Source organism: Microbulbifer maximicatervae (SeqCode) (assembly GCF_056231245.1).
This window is the reverse complement of the sequence record NZ_CP174334.1, coordinates 3167919-3188585: the sequence shown is the minus strand read 5'-3', so window position 1 is coordinate 3188585 and position 20667 is coordinate 3167919. Positions and strand designations below refer to the sequence as shown.

Below are 20667 nucleotides of genomic sequence, written 5' to 3'. Positions count from 1 at the left end.
CTGTTCTTCGATGCTTTTAGCTCTATGGATTATGGCAATGGCATCAGTCAGAGTTACAGCTTAGGTTTGGATTACCGGCTGGAAATTGTGAGTACCTAAAGGATCGGGAATTTATCTTCGACAAGCTAAACTGGCTTATGAATGAGGGCTTTGCCCAGGGAGAAAACAGCTATTACTACGATTCGGTGGGCAATCGCACCCAGCAGGATGCGACCAGGACGAATATTATGAGAGCAGTATTGTTTATAGTTATGAAGCCAGCACCAATCGCTTTAAGGCCTATAACGAAAGCAGCGTATTTAAAGGCGCCTAATACTATATTGCGTTTAGCCAGCGAGTGTGCACAGATAAAGGGTGGTGAGGTTGAGTATTATTGTAGCTACTAATGGAATTATGATCCGAATTTTGGGTGGTTTATCCAGAGTGATTCGATTGGGTTGGATGATGGGCCGAATGCCTATGCATATGTAGCTAGCAATCCAGTAGCGTGCTTTGGTTCAGGTGGCTTGAGCAGGAGGGGGAGTCTCGGCGTCGACTACAAATTCTCTACAGAGGATAATCAATGCACTGGTGCGCAGTCATATTCAAAAAATACAAGCTTATAACCTATTTTATCGTTATGGTGTACATGCTCCCTACTCAAATGTAGGAGTTTAGCAGTTACAAGTGACACTGTTTCGATGTTAGATAGGTCAATGCTATTTAGGGTTGACTAAGCAAGGGCGTATACCATTGCAAAACCACCACAGTATCTCTGACCAAAATGAAACAGCCATCAGTAAAACCCGCTCACTTTGGTGCCTGGTGTAAATTAAAGAGCAAGTCTTTACAAGCAATTTATGTTAGGGAATCACTCTGGTCCAAACTCTAGTATTTACAGCAGGGGTGTAAATAGAATGCTAACCAGTGCTGGTTAGGGGTAGTAGGTTACTCTTTAGGGCGTACATCAAGCGGTGCAAGCAATTCAATAAGGTATTACTTATGGTATTGTAAGGCCACATAACACTAGGTAGGTTTTTATTCCATGAGAAAATTTTTTGAGCTAATGCCTGATGCGGGCTTAAAAGGTTATTCATATGTTGATAATTATTATTTAGGGGGTTTTGACCGACTATCTATTATTCAGGCTAAACGTTGTAATCAAGATGAGCTTTCCAGGGTGAAGATTTGTATTGAGGATACGAATCTTCAGCTTGCTGATTTTATGGGAGGTGTGATTGATTGGCCTACTTTGTCAGATAAGTTTTTTAATTTGATTAAAGATATAATCTTTTCTGATGTGCAAGTTTTAGATCTTCCTCTTTTTTCACAGGCTACAGGTGGAGAGATAAAAGGGTATCGCTTATTAAATATCTTAAGCTTAGTAGATTGTGTAGATAAAAGCAGATCCCTGGTGACTCCAGGGATTAGAGGTGAGGACATCATTACCGAACTATACATTCATTCTAACCTTGTTCCGGATGATGTGAATATTTTCCGGATTCCTGATTGCCTCGACGGCATAATTGTTTCTGAAGAGTTCTTGGCAAGAATAAGAGGTAAAGGGTTGAAAGGTGTCGTAATGAGTGAGGTTAGCTAATCAGAATAAAAGTGGATGATATTGAAGTGCAAAATAAATATATGCCTGTTTCCCATTGATGTAGATACCATTATGGGAAGTAGGTAAATCCCTCTTGAATACTACTTTTTAAGAATCTAATTATAAATTTGGATGTCAGTTTTAATTGGTCGGCACAGTTTTGGTCGGAAAGTTAAAGGGCGTAGTTTAGATGTTTTTGGAGTGTGAGTTCCGGTTTCTATGTTAAAGGAGGTGCGGCCTTAATGTTTTCACGTGTCTTTAAGATTATTTTGCTTAAATTTATTTCTCTGTAGTTAGATATGTATTCTCACTTCAATACCGAGTTCCTGACGATTATTGAAGTTGCTAAAAGATTGTTGTGCTAAACCTGCTGACGCCTACTCACCTTTAAGGTGGCTTACAAAATTCTGGTTGAGATATCGCCAGTGTTGAGGTGATATGATGAGCCGCTCTTGGTTAGTAGGTATGTTTTTGGCTATAAGGCTCGGTAAATGGAAGAAGTCTTTGGGCTTCTCACCTGAAGCCGACGCACGAATACGCTATTGAATCGAATTATAATCAGTCATCACAGGCATTGCCGTTACGATTAGTTTCAACCTAAAAATAACCAGGCAGGAGCGCTAATGTGGGCGATGACTTACTGCTTGATGATTTCAGTCTTACTCTTCACTGTTTCGCAATGTGCATTGAAATGATGAGCTATTTAACTTTTCGGTAACGCTTACTTTCTTCTGCTTCCTCTTCCAGGTAGCAATGTGGTTGAGAACTTTATTCTTTATTGTTTTCGAAAAGGCACAGGTAAAGTCCAGTTTAAACGGCTGCTGTTGGTTTTTGGTAATAGTTTCCCAGATCCGAAACATTAAAAAATATAGGCGCGAAAATAATCTTATTGGAATTTATTAAGTTTGTTTTAATGTCAAAGCTGCGTAGAATCGGTAGATATTTTTAGTGTTTTGATCGTAATTGAGTGAGCCGGTTAAAGAGGCTTTACAGGCTTGAAAGCCCAGAGAGAATCGAGAACTTTCTAAAAGACCCATTCCCTTATAGGAGAACGGTAGCGTGACATAAGAGTAAGTAAAAGGCGCTAACCCAAGGTGCTACCAACACCCGGGGTCAGCTAACCAAGTTGATAATCTGACTATCAAAATGGCTATATGGATAATACGCTAGAAACCCGCTCGTATTCAATAAAGTGGAGTACATTCAGCAGTTTGGGACCAATTCCCAAGTTCTGGAAGTCTAGCGCCCGCCTTTTCCTCTTCTGTGTCTACTGTCCTCGCGCACCACCCCATATTTCCTCCAAACGTTGAATCACAAGTTCCCCATCCCGGAAGTGCCCAAATTTTGATTATTGAAGGAAATGAGTATGTTGATTTTAAAGCGACGGACAGGTGAATATCTAAGAATTGGAGCAAATGTCTCAGTCACAGTGCTGGAGGTAAAAGGTAATCAAGTTAAGATAGGCATAAGCGCACCCAAGTCACTGCCTATCCATCGTGAAGAAGTCTATGTGAGGATCAAAAAGAAACAGAAATTGGAGGCTTGAATATGTCGTAAGGGGGACAATTCTGGGGCAAGTGATTAAGATACTAGACTCCAGGGATAAAGTTTTAGCCTTTGGCTTGCAGGCGATATACGCACTCTGGTTCGAGTGTCTCTTTGCTGCCAAAAGGGTCTTTTGAATATCAAAGCTAGTTAGGTGGCGGAAGGGCTAATTGTTTTCTGTCAGGTGAGCTTTAGAATTCTCCATCTCTTTTGTATTACAAGTTGAGCTTGCAATCCTTGCTAAAAATCCGGCTTTTATTCATGCCCCTTCGAAGATATCTTCCACCTTATATCCGTACAGTGATATTTCCGAGCTTCTTTCGAAATTGCACTCAATAGGACTTGGGTAATTTCTTCTTTTCGGTTTGTATCGCAACCCCCGATATATAGCTCATTGATAATAGCTAAGGCCGCCGAGCTTTCATTTTCTGGAATAATATTAAAGCTGATATACCCCTCAAGATTGTGGTCTTGTTCTACAACCAGCATTTGATGCTCTTTCCTCTGAAACAACCTATTTTGCAATTCAATTTGGGTAATATGGAAGGAGTCAGTTGAATTATTATGCCTGGCTAAGCAGCGCATCATATTGTAAAGATAGAAACAGTCAGTGGGGTGGGCATGGCGAACAAACATATCAGTACCATTTAATCGTATTTCTTTGAGTCGGCGTTTGATAGCTTGACACATCCTTATGCCAAGCTATGTCATCCTGTAAGGGGCTAACAATAGGAGTTAAATTGATTTGGCTGTTTCTTGGATGAGGGTAAACCCTTCATCTAACCATCCGGTGATGCCGCCAATCATTTTTTTGACTGGCCTGTTAAGCGTGGCCAGTCTGATAGCTGCTTTTTCTGTCGCATTACAGTGTGGGCCTGCACAATAGACGACAAATAAAGTATCTGAAGAGTATTCGCTCAGCCTGTCTTTATTGATACGGCTGTATGGTAAGGATTCGGCTGTTTGAATATGTCCATTTTTATAAGCCTCTTCACCTCGCACATCTAAAAGTACGAAATCCTTGCGATTTTGGCTGACTGCGTGGTGTACATCCCAGCAGTCTGTTTCAAAAGATAGAAGGTTTTGGAAGTGGTTTAGCGCATCTTGACTGTTGGCAGCGGGTACTCTACTTACGGCTGAACTCATATATTACTCCCGGTGATTTTTCGGTGGTTCGTCAGGTTTCCAAGGGGTGATAGTGTCCCTTTTTGGTTGCTTCCGAGCGATCTACCTCTGAGCCAGATAGCATTAATTTTGCGCCAATTCTGCGTGCAAACTTGTGGGTCGGCTTTGGCTAGTGGGATTCGGCTTTACTTATTTGAGGATGATGGTGATTTACCTATTAAATTATGCTTCAAAGGTTGAGGGTTTTATTCCCAGCATTGCTTTCAATAACTGCTCAACTGGGTATGCTGGGTTGGATTTATTCGTTAACCTAATTTAATTAACTGCTGAGGGTTAGAGGTACCTATGTCGACGTTGGCACAAAAGCCTAATAAGAGCCAGAAAGTGGCTGTTCTCGCCCACCGGCAGGTCTCACTCTTCGAACTCGGTTGCGCTACCGAACTCTTTTGCCTACCCCGACCTGAACTTAGCGAGCTCTACACCGGTGAAATTGTGACTTTCGCTGAGGAAAGCCCTCTTGCGACCGGCGGTCTGGCTCTGGCTTGTCGGCAGGTAGAGAGTTTGATGGATTATGATTTGCTGGTGATTCCCTGTTGGTCGACCAATGCACAACCACAAGATGCTTATTTGGAACGTGTACATAGGGCGGTGGCTGAGTTTGCCGCTGCCAGCCGCCAGATTCTTACTTTTTGCTCCGGTGCTTTTCTGCCTGCGGAACTGGGACTATTTGATGGTCGGCAGGCGACTACCCACTGGTTGTTTGCGGATCGTTTTCGTGAGTGCTTTCCTGCGGTGGAGTATGTGGGAGACGTTCTCTATGTGTGGGAGGATGCACTGGCTTGCGCAGCGGGTAGTAGTGCCGCCATCGATCTGGGCATTGAGTTTTTGCGGCGCAATCACGGTTATGAATTAGCCAATTCGGTGGCTCGTCGGTTGGTGATGGCACCCCATAGGCAGGGTGGCCAGGCCCAATATGTGGAGATGCCCGTTGCCAAACGGCCAGACCACTTCTCCGCCGCGCTGGATTGGGCGATTGGCAATTTGGATGGCGCTATCAAAATTGATGATATGGCGCAGCGCGCTCATTTATCCCGCCGTAGTTTTGACCGAAAGTTTCGCCAGTCGATGGGAATTGCTCCCAAGGAGTGGCTGATTCAGCAGCGCTTGCGGGCGGCGCAGAAGGCGCTGGAGTCCGGTAGGGAGTCTGTAGATCGGGCAGCCCAACTGGCTGGTTTTGAGAGTAGTGCGACCTTGCGTCACCATTTCCGTCGGGCGTTTGGGATCTCACCCAGTGAATATCAGCGCCAATTCCAGGTTTCCGCCAAAGTGGCGGTTGAGGCTTAACGTTGGCCGCGTGTTGGTACGGCTATGGGGAGTCGGTACCTTTGGTTGATACACCCCCGGGCACTAAAGGGGTATGATTCGGTCTCTATTGCCTGATGACAGTACAGACTACGAAGGAATTATGACGAAACAGCGCGTATTAACCGGTATTACAACAACCGGTACCCCACACCTGGGGAACTATGTGGGTGCAATCCGCCCGGCGATCGCCGCGAGTCAGGATGAAAACAACCAATCGTTCTACTTTCTGGCCGATTACCATGCACTGATTAAGTGCCAGGACCCGGCACAGGTCCATCAGTCCACCCTGGAGATCGCTGCAACCTGGCTGGCCTTGGGCCTGAATACCGACAATGTGGTGTTCTACCGTCAGTCCGACGTCCATGAGATTCCTGAATTAACCTGGCTGCTCACCTGTATGACCGGCAAGGGCCTGATGAACCGTGCCCACGCTTATAAAGCAGCGGTAGATGCCAACCGCGCCGATGGCGAAGATTCCGATTTTGGCGTCACCATGGGGCTGTATAGCTACCCGATCCTGATGGCCGCGGACATCCTGATGTTCAACGCTAATAAGGTGCCGGTGGGTAAAGATCAGGTACAGCATATCGAAATGGCTCGGGATATTGCCCAGCGCTTTAACCACCACTACGGCGAGCACTTCGCTTTACCAGAAGCGGTAGTTGACGACCACGTAGCTGTGTTACAGGGCCTCGATGGCCGCAAAATGAGTAAGAGTTACGGCAACACTATTCCGCTGTTCCTTCCTGAGAAGAAGCTGAAAAAGCACATTAATAAGATCAAAACCAACCTGCTGGAGCCGGGTGAGCCAAAAGATCCGGATACTTCCACTGTATTCCAGGTTTGGCAGGCATTTGCCAGCGAAGAACAGACAGCTGAAATGCGTAAAGCTTTTGAAGAGGGCATTGCCTGGGGTGAGGCCAAGAAGCAGCTGTTTGAGCTGGTGAACGGCCAGATCGGTGAGGCTCGCGAGCGCTACAATGAGCTGCTGGCTAACCCAGACCAAATTGAAACGGAGCTGGAGAAGGGGGCTATTAAGGCTCGCGCTTACTCTGCGCCCTTTATCGAGAAGTTGCGTCACGCGGTTGGTATCCGCAAGATAGGTTAGAGCTTTTCCTGAAAAAGCAGGAGGCCGTGGAGTATCGGCCTCCTTTTTAATAAAAAATAATAAATGTACAGGGTACAAACATGGAAAACGTTCAGGCAAATCCTGATGCCGGCAATAGTGCCGATAATAAAAATGGCTGGATTAATCGAGCGCTCAATTTTATTGAGGTTGTCGGTAATAAGTTACCCGATCCCGCTGTTCTGTTTTTGATCTTGATGGTGGGAATCTGGGTGCTCTCCTGGCTTCTCTCCGGTGTTAACTTCGAAGCCTTACACCCCGCTACCGGCGAGGCGATACAGGTAACCAACCTGCTTTCCAGTAGTGAAATGGCCCGCTTCCTATCTGGTATGGTAACTACGTTTACTAGTTTTGCGCCCCTGGGGGTGGTGTTGGTAGCCATGCTGGGGGTCGGTGTGGCTGAGCAGAGTGGCTTTATCAATGCGGTATTGAAAAAGCTGCTGGCGGTAACGCCGCAGATGCTGTTGACACCTATGTTGATTTTGGTAGCCATCGTCAGTCACACCGCTGTAGACGCGGGGTATGTGTTAGTAATTCCACTCGGAGGTGTGATTTTCTACGCGGCGGGGCGCCATCCTTTGGCAGGTATCGCGGCAGCATTTGCCGGTGTCTCTGGTGGCTTCTCTGCCAATTTTGTTCCCTCGGCTATCGATCCTCTATTGCAAGGCTTTACCCAGACGGCTGCTCAGATTGCCGATCCGGATATGCAGGTTAACCCCCTCAACAACTGGTTCTTTACTTCAGCTTCTTGCTTATTGGTGACACTGCTGGGCTGGTGGCTGACTGATAAAGTGATCGAGCCACGCTTGAAGAGCGTGAAGGTTGATGGCGATGAAGCGGATATGCCGGTAATGCAGGAGCTGGGGGCTCGCGAGAAAAAAGCGATGTACTTGGCGGTTACTGTGATGGTGGCAGGTATCGTCGGACTTGTGGCCTGGATGCTGCCGGAAACCTCAGCTTTGCGCGATGCAGAAGGGCAATTAGCTTCTTTCACTGCGCCAATTATGAAGTCGATTGTACCGCTGATCTTCCTGCTGTTTGTGATTCCCGGTGTGGTGTTTGGCTATGCGGCCGGTACCTTCCGCCAGAGTAAGGATGTTATTGATGCGATGTCCAAAACCATGGGCTCCATGGCTTATTACATCGTGATGGCTTTTTTCTGTGCGTTGTTTATCTCTGAGTTTGCCCGCTCCGGTTTGGGCACGCTGCTTTCGGTAGAGGGAGGGAGCTTGCTCGCGGCGATGGAGCTGCCGGGCCCGATTACCCTGATGGGCATTATTGTACTGGTAGCCTTTATCAACTTATTTGTGGGATCTGCCTCTGCCAAGTGGGCGCTGCTGTCCCCCATCTTTGTGCCTATGTTGATGCAGATCGGTTTCTCCCCTGATCTCACCCAGGCGGCTTATCGGGTAGGTGATTCCTCCACGAATATTATTACCCCGCTGATGCCTTACTTCCCCTTGGTGGTTGTGTACTGCCAGCGCTATGTGAAGGGAACGGGCATTGGGACACTTGTATCCATCATGTTGCCGTACTCCATTGTGTTTCTGATTTGCTGGTCGCTGTTCCTGGTGGCTTACTGGACACTGGGAATGCCTTTGGGGGTGCAGGCTAGTTATACCTACCCTTAAGAGGTCGGGGATCTTTGTCTAAGTCTCTCTAAATCAAGTCCCGATATCTACAATCTCAATCTGAGTGGTTGCTGCTGGGCAGCCACTTAGTATTTTTCCTGCCTTAGAGTCTGCTTTTATTCATTTCATCAAGTCATCCTGATGGTACGAAAGTGCAGCTTGGAGACTGCAATGCTGTCCTTTAATGCCGTATTTCTTGTCCCTAATCATGTCATCGCTCTTTTTAGTAAAAAAATGTTCCAATAATGTTGTAGATGATAACGATTCCTATTAGGATTCGCGCCCAGTTACCTGGGTCACAGTTTGACTGTGATCCATCCAAATTCAGTTGGCGTTGAGGGATCTCCATGAGTACCGCTCGAATTAAAAGTATGCAAAAAGCTTCTCCTGTAATTTCTGGAATCAGCCGCTCTTTATTGGCGTTGGCTATTGCTGCGGGCGGTTCTTCTGTGGCGTTCGCTGCGGATAACACAGATGAGCGTATTGAAGAGGTTAATGTTACGGGACATCTGAACCTTTCCCGTCAGACCTCTGTGGGCAAGCTGGATGTTTCCGTACACGAAACCCCTTTTTCTGTGACTGTACTGGACAATGACTTTTTCAACGATATCGGCTCGAAAACGGTTCAAGATGTTCTGCAATATACGCCAGGGGTGAATGGCGGAACCTACGGCGTTGATGTCCGTGGTGATTGGTCTCTGGTGCGCGGTGTTGATCCTGCGATTTTTATTGATGGCCTTCAGTCTATATTCGGTAGCTACACAAGTGCCCGTGCTAATCTCTACGCCTATGACCGCATAGAAGTTCTCAAAGGTCCTTCCTCTGCACTTTATGGACAGGGTTCTACCGGTGGTATCGTAAACTTAGTATCCAAGCGCCCGCAGAGAGAGTTTGGTGGAGAAGTAGTGGTTCAAGCTGGTAGCTATGACCATCAGGCATTTGCTACGGACGTCACTGGCTCCATGGATAGTGATGGTGAGTGGCTTTACCGAGTTGTAGGTTATAAGCGATCTGCGGATACCCAAGTAGACTATGTCAATAATGACAGCACTTTGCTGATGCCATCTATCTCATGGCGTCCGAGTGAGAACACCGAGATTACTTTCCAGACTACTTACCAGGATGATGAGAGTGGTACCTCTACAGCATTCTTGCCCTGGGGTGGTACCCGTATTGATAACGCCAACGGTGATATCCCAACTGACACTTTCCTCAGTGAGCCAGGTTGGGATAAATATAATACAGAGCAGATCGCTTACAGCATTTGGGCTGATCATCGCTTTAGTGATAACTGGGGTGTAAATGCCAGCATCCGCTATGCCAAAGGTGAAGTAGACTACAACACCATGTATGGCAGCTTCGACTACTCTCGCCTCAACCCTAATATCACTGAGATGCAACGTGTTGCGTTTTCCAGTGAAGCCAGTACAGACATGTTGATTTTTGATTTACGCATGTCTGGTGAGTTAACTACAGGTATTGTCGATCACCAAGTTTCATTCGGCTTGGATAGCCAGGATGCTACTACGGATAATGATTATGGCTACGCTTATGGTGGTGTGATCAATATCTTCGAGCCGGAGTATGGGTATATTCCAGAAGACATAGTGATTGCGAATGGACCGGAGACAGATACCGAGCAGCTGGGTTTTTACTTCCAAGACCATATGACAATTGGAAACCTGATAGTAACTACTGGTGTTCGTAGGGACTCCACCGAGTCGCAAACTGAGGGTTCCCCGGTTACTGTGGATGATGATGCTACCACCATGCGCTTGGGTGTGATGTATGCATTTGATATGGGTATTTCTCCTTACATCAGCTACTCCGAATCCTTTGAGCCTGTAAGCGGTTCAGATCGCCACGGTGACTCCTTCAAGCCAATTGAGGGCGAGCAGGTAGAGGTTGGTGTGAAGTACCAGCCAGAGGGAACCAACTTGCTGGTTACCGCTTCAGCTTACGATATTGTGCAGAAAAACCGCCTCACTACAGACCCGGTTGATATCACTTTTGACACTCAAACCGGTGAAGTTTCAATTGATGGTGTTGAGCTAGAGGTAACTGGTAAATTAGGTAACCTTAGTTTGGTAGCTGGCTACAGCACCACCAACACCGAGATCACCGAGAGTAATGTTGCCGGTGAAGTCGGTATTGCGATTGAGGCCGTTCCAGAGGAGCTAGTGACTATTTGGGGCGACTATGACCTGAGCGCATTGCTTCCGGGGCTGAGTATTGGCATGGGCGCTCGTCATGTTGGCGAGAGCTACACCGGTGTTGAAGATCCCACGGGAACCTTCCCATCGTACAACCCGTCTTACACCTTATATGACGCATCGATCGGATATACCTTGGATAGCTGGCACTTCCAGCTGACAGGAAAAAATTTGTCTGATGAAGTACATACTACAGCTTGCCTGAGTCGCGGTGACTGCTTCTACGGTGAGCGTCGTTATGTAACGGTAGAAGCACATTACATTTTCTAAGTTAGTGTAGACTGGGAGCCTGTCCGCAGGGGGAGTCTGTGGGCGGGCTCCCTTTTTTACGTTTAAGCAACCAGACGAGAGGCGAGTCTCTCGCAGTTATGGTTATGCCAATGTCTTTTTATATGATTGCAGGAGCTTCCAGCGCCTTTGCTCTGGCCGGGATTCTGCTCCTTTATTCCGCCTGGTCCCGCAGAGGGGCAGAGCCCGTGCGCCGTTGGGGTGGTTGGGGAGCCATGGTGTTGTCGGCTTTTGGGTGGAGCTCAATTGTTGGGGTGGAATATGGAATCAGTGTTGCCACTTTAATAGTGATGCTCGTAGCCTTTGCTTTATTGGCTCTTAAGGGTGACTGGCCCAGTGGCCCTAGGCCCGTTGAAAAACAGCGCTCGGGAACACCCGAATCTCAAGCCCTGCTTCCATTGTGGTTGCGGGGCTTCTTGCGTTTTATGGCTGCCTTTCTTTTGCCCGCAGCCAGTGGTTTGATCGCCGGTTTGCTTTTCTTTGGTTTTACCGGGTTTTCTGAAGCTGTCCGCTTGGTCGGCGGAGCCTTCCTGTCGGTGATAATCTGGACCCTGGCGATGGTTTGGTGCTGTGCCGATAAAAAGCTTCTGCGCCCTTCGGCTGCCATGTTGGCTTATTCGGTGGTCAGCGGCTTGTTGCTGACCTTTGCGCTTCCCGCTTCGGCAGCATAGATCAACGGACTTGAGTAGGAATTTAACGTGAAATTTTCCTTTAAACCGACCCCTGGCTTTGTCCGTGATATGACCGATGGACACTCAGTTCTCGGCCTGGCGGTATCCACTCTTTTATACATTGTTTGTGTCAGCGGAACACTGGCGGTTTTTTACAATGAGTTCGAACGCTGGGAGCAGGCCTCCGAGTTGGAGAACCTCAATGTTGAAGCCTCTGTGTATCGGACGGCTACAGAAAATGCTATTGCGTTAGCTAAGCAGGAAAAAGAGGATCTCGATTCAATTACCTTCACCATCCCTAATCAGGATAAGCCCAGATTGATGGTTGAAGTCGGCGATATGGAGCGATATGTCGCTGAAGATGGTTCCCTTTTGGGCAAGGTGGAGCATGAGTGGACCCACTTCCTGGCCTACCTGCACTACGCGCTCAACCTTCCTGTTGGTTATGGGGTCATCCTGGTTGGTTTGATCGGGATGGTGATGTCCGCTCTGATCGTCTCCGGTTTGCTGGCCCATCCCAAAATTATTAAAGACGCTTTCTCTTTCCGCCTTTCTGGCTCTAAGCGTCTTCAGCAAGTGGATTTGCACAATCGCCTGGGGGTTTGGGCCTCTCCCTTTCATCTTGCCATAGCCATTACCGGGGCTTTTATCGGGTTGTCCCAGGTAGCCGCTTTTGCAATTGCCGGCGTATTCTTTGAGGGTGATACGGAAAAGGTAGAGCACATGCTTTACGCGGATCATCCGGTGATGGAGGAAAACGCCCCTGAAGTTGATTATCCGGATTATGCTGCAATTCTGGCAACAATGGATCGTATTGCACCGGAAGAAGAGCGCACTCGTTTAGAAGTGGCATTTCCTGGACGTGAAGGCCAGGTTGTTGAGGTGTGGACCCGGGTTCCAGAGCGGTTGGTCTGGGGTGAGCGTTACCACTTTAATCCCGATGGCAGCCTGATTGAAAAAGAAGGTTGGTCTGAGGGGGACGCGGCTAAACAAGTTTACCTTTCTACGTACCGTTTACACTTTGGCCACTTTTCCGGTTTCCCAGTGAAAGTTGCTTACTTCCTGCTGGGGGTGGGGATGTGTTTGCTGGTGGTATCCGGTATCAATATCTGGTTTGTTCGCAAGCGTCAGCGCGGCAATCCCGCCGTACGTTTGGAGCGAGTCTGGATGGCTCAGGTATGGGGTGTACCATTTGCGATTGCTCTGAGTGCGGTGACTTATCTGGCATTTAAGCTAAATGCTGCGCAGGTGTTCTGGCTGGTGACCTTGGTGTTAAGCGTTGCGGCTGCCTTCATGGGGACAGTGACCAAGTGGTCTATGTCTCTGCGTATTGCCACAATTATCGCTTGCGTCGGTGCAGTTGTAGTGCACGTTGCTCAGTTTGGTGAGGATTCCTTTGTGAGAGCATCACTGGTCGTTAATGTTGTGTGGTTGCTAATTGCTGCTGGAATCGCGGCCTCTTGCCTTTATAGCAGGGCGCGTCAGTCGGATAGCGAGCCTGTATCCGCCGGTGCCAATCCACTGGGTAGCAACTAGATTTTTGGGGTCCCGCAGTGCCTCTGCAGGGCCCCCAAAACTTCTATCGGACTTACAAGGTCCCTTTCAATTAATTGGCAGGGCGTAACATCTCGATATGCGGGATGCCGTCTTCCTGATATGGCTCAGACACCTGCTCAAAGCCAAATTCCCCGTAAAATCTATCCAAATGTTGTTGAGCTGAAATGCGAATACCAGTGTTGGGGTATTCTTCGCATGTGTGCATTACGGCTCGGCGAATCAGCTCCTTGCCCAGGCCTGTTCCGCGACTGGCTTCTGCGGTTAATACTCTTCCTATCGAAGGTTCCCGGTATTTAAGACCTGGGAAAACAACTCTCAGGTAGGCCATAACCTGCGGGTTATTTTCGTCTCCCTCCCAGCAGATCAGGTGCCAGGAGTGTTGGTCTTTGCCATCGGCATCCTGATAGGGGCAATCTTGTTCTACCGTAAAAACTTCCTGCCTTACTCGCAAAACTTCGTAAAGTTGACTGAGCGTAAGCTCTTTAAAGCTGCACCATTGCCACTGCATAAAGGTGAATTCCAAATTATTGTCACTAATTTTGTATTGTGATTGGAGTTAAAAGGTATAGATTATTTATAAGATCGATTAATTTTAATTGGATGCCTGATTGCCGGCTCTATGAAAGAATCCATGCTTAAGGTAATGGATAACTTGCGAGATAACTTTTTTATCTTTCATCATAAACACATGGGTCACTGGCATTTGCAGATGATCATTCATGCCATCCAGTTTTGTGCTGGATACGGAGACTTTACCATCATCGGTTTCTGGGATAAGGCGGGACAGGATCAAGTTGATGCTGCGAGTGCCGGCAATAATACCTACATCAAAATCTGCACTACCGAGCTTGTTGGGGACGCTCATCTCGCCGGTACCCAACTGCAGCCCAGCATCGCCAAACATAAACTTGAAACCGGGGAATGTTCCCAGTTTATCAACTACTTCGCTGCCTTTATTGGGTGGGCCCAACATGACAACGCGATTCAGGTTTTTGATTTCAGCTGAATGTAGATATTGCCTTACCAGAATGCCGCCCATGGAGTGAGTGACAAAATTGATTTCTTCCGCGTTACCGCACTCCTCGACAGCAGGCGCTATGGCCATGCTGGCCAAGGTTTCAATGGAGTGCTTGGTCGAAGGGTAATCAATATTGACCGTTTGGAAACCTTCGGCATCTATGGCCTTTGCCAGTTTCTCCATTGAGCTATCTGATTTGGCTAGTCCATGCAATAAAATCACACAAGCGGAGTGAGCACTTGCTGATAGCAGCGTAAATGCGGCGGCAATTATAAAAGCGAACTTTTTCATCGGTTTGAACTTCCTGTCGACTTCTCGTGCCTATTCGTGTGGCGTTGTTGTCGGAGCAATTAATTTGGATTGGGTTGAAGTTGGCAGTGTTGGCGGAGAATGTCCGCTGCCCGCTCCGGTTTATCGGGGGTGATCACGATAGTTTGTGTAGCCAGACGCAGTACGACAGATTTTTGCTGATCGGTAGCAAATGCACGATAGCGCCCCAATTTTTGGTTTTGAAACAGGCCTATATAGCCAAATAAGCCGGAGTTGCCAAAGATGCGGACTGATCCTTGCATGGCGGTTGAGTCGGGGAATGCTTCAGATAGCCCCTCCAAGGAGATGGTGGTTTTCCAGCCCGGGCGCAATATCAAGAGGTTGCCATTTTTGATGGCGTAACCACGGATGGCAAAGAAGGCGCTGAGAGCCAGTATTGCAGGCGGAAGTGCTATGGCAATGCTATAGAGGGTAGATGGAGCAGCTGGTGCTCTCGATGCCAGAAAGAGCGGCAGTCCCAGTAGGAGTAATGTGCATATGGCACTGATAATTTGGAGCTGGCGGCTCCACGGCGCTTTAAACGCGATTGTTGGCATACTTGGTTTAACTCAACGGATTACCTGAATGCCTCAATCATAGTGCTATTGGAATCTGCTTGGCAAAGGTAGAGATGGTTTGGTTTTAACGGTTGCTCGCTATGGAAGACTGTATTTTGATTAACGAGAATTCCCAGTCAGCCCTTGTGGTTGAAGGGGGTGCTATGCGGGGGATTTTCGCTGCAGGCGTATTGGATGCATTTTTGGAGGCGGGCTATCGGCCATTTGATTTTGCGATCGGTGTATCCGCAGGCTCCACCAACTTGATTGGTTATCTGGCGGGAAATCATGGGCGAAGTCGGCAAATACTAATGGACCATGCCCGGCGGGCAGACTTCATCGACTGGCGCCGCTATCTCCGAGGCGGTCATTTTTGTGATATTGGCTGGTTGTGGCATGCGTCATATCAGGATATTCCGCTCAGTGTCGATAGTTATGTTGAGAATGGAATACCGCTTTATGCCGTGACTACCAGTATCAACACGGGGGAGGCTAGATACCTGAAAGTAACTCCAGAAAATATGCACGAGGTTTTCCCGGCCTCTTGTGCCATTCCGGTTGCTTACCGGGGGTTTCCTGAAGTGGATGGGGAGCCTATGACCGATGGCGGTCTGGCTGATTCGATACCGATTATTCAGGCCTATCAGCAGGGGGCTAGGAATATAACTGTTATTCTTTCGCGCCCTCTGGGGTATCGGAAAATTAAGGGGCCTGCTCCAAAATTTATCAAACAGTTTTTCCGTGATCATGCCCGGCTATTTGAGGCCGTGCTGGAGAGGGGGGAGAAATATAATCGGGCTCTGGAGTTTATCGAGGTGCCTCCAGAGGGATGCCAGGTTTCGGTTATTGCGCCTCCAGACAATTTCCCGGTTAAGCGTTTTACTCAAGAAGCAGAGTTGCTTGAGGAAGGTTATGAGAGCGGCAGGACCCGGGGTTGGGAATTTCTTCGTGAGCTTCCCGGTCAGCGGGACTCTTTGCCGTCAATTGAATAGTGGTGCCGGTAAAGTGGGTTGATTGAGCTTAATCAGAATGTGAATGGTGAGGTAATCGACTGGTGGAAATACGTTTGCTCGGAGTGACAGATGCGCCCGCCATATCTGCTTTTTATCTATCTAATGAAGAGCACCTGAAGCGCTGGGAGCCCATTCGCGAGCCCGGTTTTCACAGTTCCGGGTCCTGGATTCGACGCATAAGCTCTGGAGGAATTTTAAAGTTTGCTGCATTAGAGTCCGGGTGTGATCAGTTACTGGGTGTTTGCTCTTTGACGAATATCATCCGAGGCCCATTTCAGGCCTGTAATATGGGATATGCAGTTGACCAGTCCCACGAGGGGCGGGGCTTAATGGGGAGCTTGTGTCGACATGTCGTTGATTATGCTTTTGACACCCTAAATTTGAATAGGGTGATGGCTAACTACATGCCTGGTAACGATAGGTCGGCAGCTCTGCTGGAGGCATTGGGCTTCGTTGTCGAGGGTAGGGCGGCAAAATACCTGAAGATCAATGGATGTTGGGAGGATCATATCCTCACGGCGAAGCTAAACCCCAGATCCTTGGATATTTAATGATGTTCGTTGAATGAGGCGCCAAATGGCATTTACTTCACTGTGTGTCTATAGGAGTCTTGGGTAGGACTGAGATATTGTTGCTAACCTATTGCGATTTCATGGACGACTTCGAATAACAGTTTTGCGGAAGGAGAAAGGGATGAATGGGAAGTGCCTATGCGGTGGGGTTGAGTTCCAACTGGAAGAGCCAATTCCAAACCTTTACCAATGCCATTGCTCACTCTGCCGCAAATTGAGTGGTTCCGCCTCGGATACTGCCATGTTTATTAGCCGGGATCAGTTTCGCTGGGTGCGGGGCTTAGACAGAATCTCTTCATTCCGGACTCCTACGGGCTATCGATCTGACTTTTGCGGTGGATGCGGAAGTACAGTTCCTCACTTAATGAGTAATACAACGCACTTCTGGGTGCCTGCTGGATTGCTGGAGGGGGATATCGATGGGAAGGTCGTGGCCCATCTTTGCACTGAATCCAAAGCATCCTGGGATGAAATTTCTGGTGAGGCGGAGTGCTTTAACGAAATGCCGGAGCTGGAGCGATTGATGCATCTATTGCATGGCGGCGAAGAAGCAGTGGATGGGGAATGGGAGGAGAGCCAGGCGGCTTCAGCTGAAGTTTAAAAAACCAAACTCTTTTCTAATTAGCGCATACAAAAAAGCCCCGCTCTTGCGAGCAGGGCTTTTTTGTATATGGCGGACCGGACGGGACTCGAACCCGCGACCTCCGGCGTGACAGGCCGGCATTCTAACCAACTGAACTACCGGTCCGCATTCCTGCTTCTCTTGGTTGCTCTTGCCGGGCAAGAGTAAGAGAAGTGGTGGGTGGTACAGGGGTCGAACCTGTGACCTACGGCTTGTAAGGCCGTCGCTCTCCCAACTGAGCTAACCACCCCGTGTCAGGAGCTGCGTATCATAATGATTTTTTTACTTAGGTCAACAACTTAGGGAAGTTTTTCTAAAAAAGTTTGCGTCTGGCTTTAAGTGTGAGAAGCGGGTGTGTATTTGAAGAAATTGCTGCTCGTCTATTGGCAATATTTGGTAATAAAACAGGGTGCTACTTTCATTGCCCCGGTTTTCTATTAATTTTGTTAGTCGGTCTGCACAGTTTGTGGTGGGGAGTGGGGAGGTGGTTGTGTATTGAAAAGTGGTTTTGAATTTTTCATATACAAAAAAGCCCCGCTCTTGCGAGCAGGGCTTTTTTGTATATGGCGGACCGGACGGGACTCGAACCCGCGACCTCCGGCGTGACAGGCCGGCATTCTAACCAACTGAACTACCGGTCCGCATTCCTGCTTCTCTTTGGTTGCTCTTGCCGGGCAAGAGTAAGAGAAGTGGTGGGTGGTACAGGGGTCGAACCTGTGACCTACGGCTTGTAAGGCCGTCGCTCTCCCAACTGAGCTAACCACCCCGTGTCAGGAGTTGCGTATCTTAATGATATTTTTTTTGCGGTCAACAATTTTGTTGGGAGATTTTTAAAAATTTTTTTAAGAATAAAAAACATCCAAAAATTGTTTAAAAATTAATTAATTAGAGGATTTTTTGAGGGTTCTTTAAGCTGTTTTTATCGATCAAAATCAGCTGCGTAGAAATTCAGAAAATAAAAATTCAGGCTAGAGAAAATTGTTGCAGAAAAATTTTGCCAGCACGGGGCTCGCACTATTTTTTTACGCTGAGATTTGGTTATTTTTTTGTGGCTCTTTCAAATTTCCAGCGTAAGCAACTGAAAATAAAATATGAGAAAAATGAAAAGATATGAGGCACAAACAAAAAAGCCCCGCTCTTGCGAGCAGGGCTTTTTTGTATATGGCGGACCGGACGGGACTCGAACCCGCGACCTCCGGCGTGACAGGCCGGCATTCTAACCAACTGAACTACCGGTCCGCATTCCTGCTTCTCTTGGTTGCTCTTGCCGGGCAAGAGTAAGAGAAGTGGTGGGTGGTACAGGGGTCGAACCTGTGACCTACGGCTTGTAAGGCCGTCGCTCTCCCAACTGAGCTAACCACCCCGTGTCAGGAGCTGCGTATCTTAATGATATTCTTCGTGGCGTCAACGCCTTTTTTGAATTTTTTTTTGTCTTTCAATGAGTTAACGCGCTTTTGTGTGAATTCGTGGGCGTGTCCGCCGGGGGGTGACACTGTTATAATCGCCCCAATTCCCGTTAGTTAGAGCGTGAGAAAAGCTGTGACACAGAAGACCTGGCTGGCCCAACTTGTACTGGCATTCGGTATGTTTTGCCTGTCCATCGCTGCACATGCGGTAGTGGAGACACAAAAATTGTCCTCTCCCGAGCTGGATGCAAGGTATCGCGTGCTTATTGAAGAGATGCGCTGCCCCAAATGTCAAAACCAGAACCTGGCAGACTCCGATGCGTCTATTTCCTCGGACTTGCGTCGTGAAATCCGCCGTTTGCTGGAGGAAGGATTTACGGACCAGGAAATCGTTGACTACATGGTGGCCCGCTATGGGGATTTTGTGCTCTACCGCCCACCTGTTCAGAAAAATACCTTGATCCTGTGGTTGGCTCCGGGAGTTTTTGCCGTTTTCGGGCTTCTGGCCTTGATTGTGATCGTGATGCGCTCAAAAAGTGGTACCGGGGCTCGCCAAGATGACGGCAGTGGGGAACTCACTGATGATGAGCGGCGTCGATTAAAGCAGTTGTTGGGAGAAGGAGCTGTAGATGAAGGTGATAGCGGGAAGGAAGGTAAATGATTGATATCTGGTTTGGTGTAGCCCTATTGCTACTGTTGGTAGCTTTTGTATTTCTGATTCCTGCTTTGAGAGCTGCAGGCAGACGTCGCAGCGGTAGTAGCAAGCGAGAGGCTATGGCAGCGCTCTACCGGGAGCGCAGTAAAGAACTTCGCGCTGCGGTGCAGAGCGGTGCGATGGATGAAAAGCAGTTTGCCCAGCTGGAGGCAGATCTCGCGCGGGAACTGCTGGCGGCTCAGCAGGAAAGTCAATCTGGTGAAGCCAGGCAGGGTGGCGGCCGATTGCTAATCGGCCTGGCGGTTTTGGTGCCTGCAATTGCAGCAGCTGCCTACGGGTTTTCCGACCGACCGTCCGAAGTAGCTTTGTATCGCGATATGGTGGCGAGCCAAGGTGGGCACACCTCTTCGGAGGAAGAGGCAAAAATCACCCGTCAGTTGCAGGAGCGGGCTAAAACTCATCCAGATGATCTTAGTAGTCGCTATATATTGGCGCAGCGGCTACTGGTGAGTGGCGATTTGGCTGGGGCGGTAGATTCCTATCGCTATGTTGTGGCTCGCGAGCCACAGGCGGCCAACGTTAAGGCTGAGCTGGCACAAGCGCTATTTTTTGCTGGCGGTTCCAAGATTACCGATGAAATCCGCTCCTTGATCAAGCAGGTGTTACAGGTGCAGCCATCCAATGGCACTGTGCTGGGCTTGGCGGGTATTGCCGCTTTTGAAGATGGGGACTACCGCAAGGCTCGCCAGCATTGGCAGCTAGCACTTAGCCAGCTTCCCCCAGGATCTGCAGCAGCAGAGGCGCTTCAGGCTGGCGTTGCCAGGGCCGAAAGCGCTTTGGCAGACAGCGGTGAGGCTGTAGCGGTGCAGGCAAAGGTAGAAACGAAAGAGAAAGGCCCGCAGATTCGAGTTCAGGTCAGTTTGGGGGAGGGAGTTGAAGCCCCAGAATCTACCCCGGTATTTATCTATGCACGCAGTGCTGCGAGCCCGATGCCTCTGGCTATCGTGCGCCTCACGGCTGGGCAGTTACCGGCAGAGGTTGTGCTGGATGAGTCCCGAGCAATGATGCCTGGAAGCTCCATCGCCACTGTCGACTCTGTGCAGTTGGTAGCGCGACTGGCCATTAAGGGAGATGCGCGTCCGGCCCCGGGGGATTGGCAGGGAATGATTAGCGAGTTGCCTAAATCCCGCTGGAGTGAAACTCAGTCAATAGCCATCGATAGTCAGCTGTAACTGGCTGTGACTGTCGAAAATGAGGTCACAGTGTAAGCTGTGGCCTCATTTTTATTTGCGGCCGGATGGCATTCTTGCGTCTAATTGGCCTCAAGCTCACATTGCCCCGATATTGATGAGTTCTATTGGGGCAAGTTGGCATTTGGTAGCGATCGTCATGTTTGACTTGACCGCTGCTTGGTC

The 20667-nt window shown here is 48.5% G+C and carries 18 protein-coding genes, 6 tRNA genes and 1 pseudogene; 14 read left to right on the top strand and 11 right to left on the bottom strand.

Annotation, left to right across the window (positions count from 1 at the left end):
* Positions 1–404 precede the first annotated feature (404 nt).
* The 3 genes and pseudogenes from ACJJIS_RS13765 to csrA form a co-directional block, all read left to right on the top strand.
* A pseudogene (locus ACJJIS_RS13765) lies at positions 405–605 on the top strand (hypothetical protein); the annotation flags it as partial.
* 419 nt (positions 606–1024) lie between these two features.
* The gene (locus ACJJIS_RS13760) at positions 1025–1579 is read left to right on the top strand and encodes a hypothetical protein (RefSeq protein ID WP_444942186.1); all 555 of its coding nucleotides are present in this window, start codon (positions 1025–1027) and stop codon (positions 1577–1579) included.
* Between the two features lie 1366 nt (positions 1580–2945).
* Positions 2946–3125, top strand: a complete 180-nt coding sequence (gene csrA / locus ACJJIS_RS13755; protein ID WP_413665123.1) for a carbon storage regulator CsrA — start codon at positions 2946–2948, stop codon at positions 3123–3125.
* 254 nt (positions 3126–3379) lie between these two features.
* On the opposite strand, the gene ACJJIS_RS13750 is transcribed toward csrA, so the two are convergent.
* Positions 3380–3814, bottom strand: a complete 435-nt coding sequence (locus ACJJIS_RS13750; RefSeq protein ID WP_444916653.1) for a hypothetical protein — start codon at positions 3812–3814, stop codon at positions 3380–3382.
* Between the two features lie 45 nt (positions 3815–3859).
* Positions 3860–4270 carry a rhodanese-like domain-containing protein gene (locus ACJJIS_RS13745; protein ID WP_444916654.1) on the bottom strand — a complete coding sequence of 137 codons (411 nt, stop codon included), beginning with the start codon at positions 4268–4270 and terminating at the stop codon, positions 3860–3862.
* Positions 4271–4594: 324 nt separating this feature from the next.
* On the opposite strand from ACJJIS_RS13745, the gene ACJJIS_RS13740 reads away from it, so the two are divergent.
* The 6 genes from ACJJIS_RS13740 to ACJJIS_RS13715 all read left to right on the top strand — a co-directional run bounded on the left by ACJJIS_RS13740 (position 4595) and on the right by ACJJIS_RS13715 (position 13079).
* Positions 4595–5593 (top strand): helix-turn-helix domain-containing protein, encoded by a 999-nt coding sequence (locus ACJJIS_RS13740; RefSeq protein WP_475708339.1) that lies wholly within the window; start codon positions 4595–4597, stop codon positions 5591–5593.
* Positions 5594–5714: 121 nt separating this feature from the next.
* The gene (locus ACJJIS_RS13735) at positions 5715–6722 is read left to right on the top strand and encodes a tryptophan--tRNA ligase (protein WP_282933487.1); all 1008 of its coding nucleotides are present in this window, start codon (positions 5715–5717) and stop codon (positions 6720–6722) included.
* An 80-nt stretch (positions 6723–6802) separates the two neighbouring features.
* Entirely contained in the window at positions 6803–8371 is a 1569-nt protein-coding gene (locus tag ACJJIS_RS13730) for an AbgT family transporter (RefSeq protein WP_413665127.1), read from the top strand.
* Between the two features lie 347 nt (positions 8372–8718).
* A complete protein-coding gene (locus ACJJIS_RS13725) occupies positions 8719–10854 on the top strand; it encodes a TonB-dependent siderophore receptor (RefSeq protein ID WP_475708338.1) in 2136 nt (711 codons plus the stop codon).
* A gap of 110 nt (positions 10855–10964) precedes the next feature.
* Complete coding sequence (locus ACJJIS_RS13720; protein ID WP_475708337.1) at positions 10965–11543, top strand: hypothetical protein; 579 nt, start codon at positions 10965–10967, stop codon at positions 11541–11543.
* Positions 11544–11570: 27 nt separating this feature from the next.
* Complete coding sequence (locus tag ACJJIS_RS13715) at positions 11571–13079, top strand: PepSY-associated TM helix domain-containing protein (RefSeq protein WP_475708336.1); 1509 nt, start codon at positions 11571–11573, stop codon at positions 13077–13079.
* A 70-nt stretch (positions 13080–13149) separates the two neighbouring features.
* On the opposite strand, the gene ACJJIS_RS13710 is transcribed toward ACJJIS_RS13715, so the two are convergent.
* The 3 genes from ACJJIS_RS13710 to ACJJIS_RS13700 all read right to left on the bottom strand — a co-directional run bounded on the left by ACJJIS_RS13710 (position 13150) and on the right by ACJJIS_RS13700 (position 14984).
* Entirely contained in the window at positions 13150–13608 is a 459-nt protein-coding gene (locus ACJJIS_RS13710; protein ID WP_445358685.1) for a GNAT family N-acetyltransferase, read from the bottom strand.
* 84 nt (positions 13609–13692) lie between these two features.
* Complete coding sequence (locus tag ACJJIS_RS13705; protein WP_475708335.1) at positions 13693–14409, bottom strand: esterase/lipase family protein; 717 nt, start codon at positions 14407–14409, stop codon at positions 13693–13695.
* Positions 14410–14468: 59 nt separating this feature from the next.
* Positions 14469–14984, bottom strand: coding sequence for a PH domain-containing protein (locus tag ACJJIS_RS13700; RefSeq protein WP_282933480.1), 516 nt, complete (start codon positions 14982–14984; stop codon positions 14469–14471).
* A 101-nt stretch (positions 14985–15085) separates the two neighbouring features.
* On the opposite strand from ACJJIS_RS13700, the gene ACJJIS_RS13695 reads away from it, so the two are divergent.
* From ACJJIS_RS13695 to ACJJIS_RS13685, 3 genes are all read left to right on the top strand, one after another.
* A complete protein-coding gene (locus ACJJIS_RS13695) occupies positions 15086–15976 on the top strand; it encodes a patatin-like phospholipase family protein (RefSeq protein ID WP_413665134.1) in 891 nt (296 codons plus the stop codon).
* A gap of 62 nt (positions 15977–16038) precedes the next feature.
* Positions 16039–16548: a GNAT family N-acetyltransferase gene (locus ACJJIS_RS13690; protein ID WP_444894356.1), complete on the top strand. Its 510-nt coding sequence runs from the start codon at positions 16039–16041 to the stop codon at positions 16546–16548.
* A gap of 142 nt (positions 16549–16690) precedes the next feature.
* Complete coding sequence (locus ACJJIS_RS13685) at positions 16691–17170, top strand: GFA family protein (protein WP_282933477.1); 480 nt, start codon at positions 16691–16693, stop codon at positions 17168–17170.
* A gap of 70 nt (positions 17171–17240) precedes the next feature.
* On the opposite strand, the gene ACJJIS_RS13680 is transcribed toward ACJJIS_RS13685, so the two are convergent.
* The 6 genes from ACJJIS_RS13680 to ACJJIS_RS13655 all read right to left on the bottom strand — a co-directional run bounded on the left by ACJJIS_RS13680 (position 17241) and on the right by ACJJIS_RS13655 (position 18554).
* Positions 17241–17317 (bottom strand) — tRNA-Asp (locus ACJJIS_RS13680).
* A gap of 48 nt (positions 17318–17365) precedes the next feature.
* Positions 17366–17441 (bottom strand) — tRNA-Val (locus tag ACJJIS_RS13675).
* Positions 17442–17755: 314 nt separating this feature from the next.
* Positions 17756–17832 (bottom strand) — tRNA-Asp (locus ACJJIS_RS13670).
* 49 nt (positions 17833–17881) lie between these two features.
* Positions 17882–17957, bottom strand: a tRNA-Val gene (locus ACJJIS_RS13665).
* Between the two features lie 396 nt (positions 17958–18353).
* Positions 18354–18430, bottom strand: a tRNA-Asp gene (locus tag ACJJIS_RS13660).
* 48 nt (positions 18431–18478) lie between these two features.
* A tRNA-Val gene (locus ACJJIS_RS13655) sits at positions 18479–18554 on the bottom strand.
* Between the two features lie 176 nt (positions 18555–18730).
* Here ACJJIS_RS13655 and ACJJIS_RS13650 point away from each other — a divergent pair.
* Both ACJJIS_RS13650 and ccmI read left to right on the top strand, forming a co-directional pair.
* Entirely contained in the window at positions 18731–19258 is a 528-nt protein-coding gene (locus ACJJIS_RS13650; RefSeq protein ID WP_413665137.1) for a cytochrome c-type biogenesis protein, read from the top strand.
* Positions 19255–20484: a c-type cytochrome biogenesis protein CcmI gene (gene ccmI / locus ACJJIS_RS13645; RefSeq protein ID WP_413665138.1), complete on the top strand. Its 1230-nt coding sequence runs from the start codon at positions 19255–19257 to the stop codon at positions 20482–20484. Before ACJJIS_RS13650 ends, ccmI begins: the two co-directional genes overlap by 4 nt.
* The last annotated feature ends 183 nt before the right edge of the window (positions 20485–20667 follow it).

Bases quoted from the DNA above. Each gene is read 5' to 3' on its own strand.
- ACJJIS_RS13760 (WP_444942186.1), top strand. From the start codon at position 1,025: ATGAGAAAATTTTTTGAGCTAATGCCTGATGCGGGCTTAAAAGGTTAT.
- csrA (WP_413665123.1), top strand. From the start codon at position 2,946: ATGTTGATTTTAAAGCGACGGACAGGTGAATATCTAAGAATTGGAGCA.
- ACJJIS_RS13685 (WP_282933477.1), top strand. From the start codon at position 16,691: ATGAATGGGAAGTGCCTATGCGGTGGGGTTGAGTTCCAACTGGAAGAG.
- ACJJIS_RS13735 (WP_282933487.1), top strand. From the start codon at position 5,715: ATGACGAAACAGCGCGTATTAACCGGTATTACAACAACCGGTACCCCA.
- ACJJIS_RS13710 (WP_445358685.1), bottom strand. From the start codon at position 13,608: ATGCAGTGGCAATGGTGCAGCTTTAAAGAGCTTACGCTCAGTCAACTT.
- ACJJIS_RS13740 (WP_475708339.1), top strand. From the start codon at position 4,595: ATGTCGACGTTGGCACAAAAGCCTAATAAGAGCCAGAAAGTGGCTGTT.
- ACJJIS_RS13705 (WP_475708335.1), bottom strand. From the start codon at position 14,409: ATGAAAAAGTTCGCTTTTATAATTGCCGCCGCATTTACGCTGCTATCA.
- ACJJIS_RS13695 (WP_413665134.1), top strand. From the start codon at position 15,086: ATGGAAGACTGTATTTTGATTAACGAGAATTCCCAGTCAGCCCTTGTG.
- ACJJIS_RS13720 (WP_475708337.1), top strand. From the start codon at position 10,965: ATGTCTTTTTATATGATTGCAGGAGCTTCCAGCGCCTTTGCTCTGGCC.
- ACJJIS_RS13700 (WP_282933480.1), bottom strand. From the start codon at position 14,984: ATGCCAACAATCGCGTTTAAAGCGCCGTGGAGCCGCCAGCTCCAAATT.
- ACJJIS_RS13725 (WP_475708338.1), top strand. From the start codon at position 8,719: ATGAGTACCGCTCGAATTAAAAGTATGCAAAAAGCTTCTCCTGTAATT.
- ACJJIS_RS13750 (WP_444916653.1), bottom strand. From the start codon at position 3,814: ATGTGTCAAGCTATCAAACGCCGACTCAAAGAAATACGATTAAATGGT.
- ACJJIS_RS13730 (WP_413665127.1), top strand. From the start codon at position 6,803: ATGGAAAACGTTCAGGCAAATCCTGATGCCGGCAATAGTGCCGATAAT.
- ACJJIS_RS13745 (WP_444916654.1), bottom strand. From the start codon at position 4,270: ATGAGTTCAGCCGTAAGTAGAGTACCCGCTGCCAACAGTCAAGATGCG.
- ccmI (WP_413665138.1), top strand. From the start codon at position 19,255: ATGATTGATATCTGGTTTGGTGTAGCCCTATTGCTACTGTTGGTAGCT.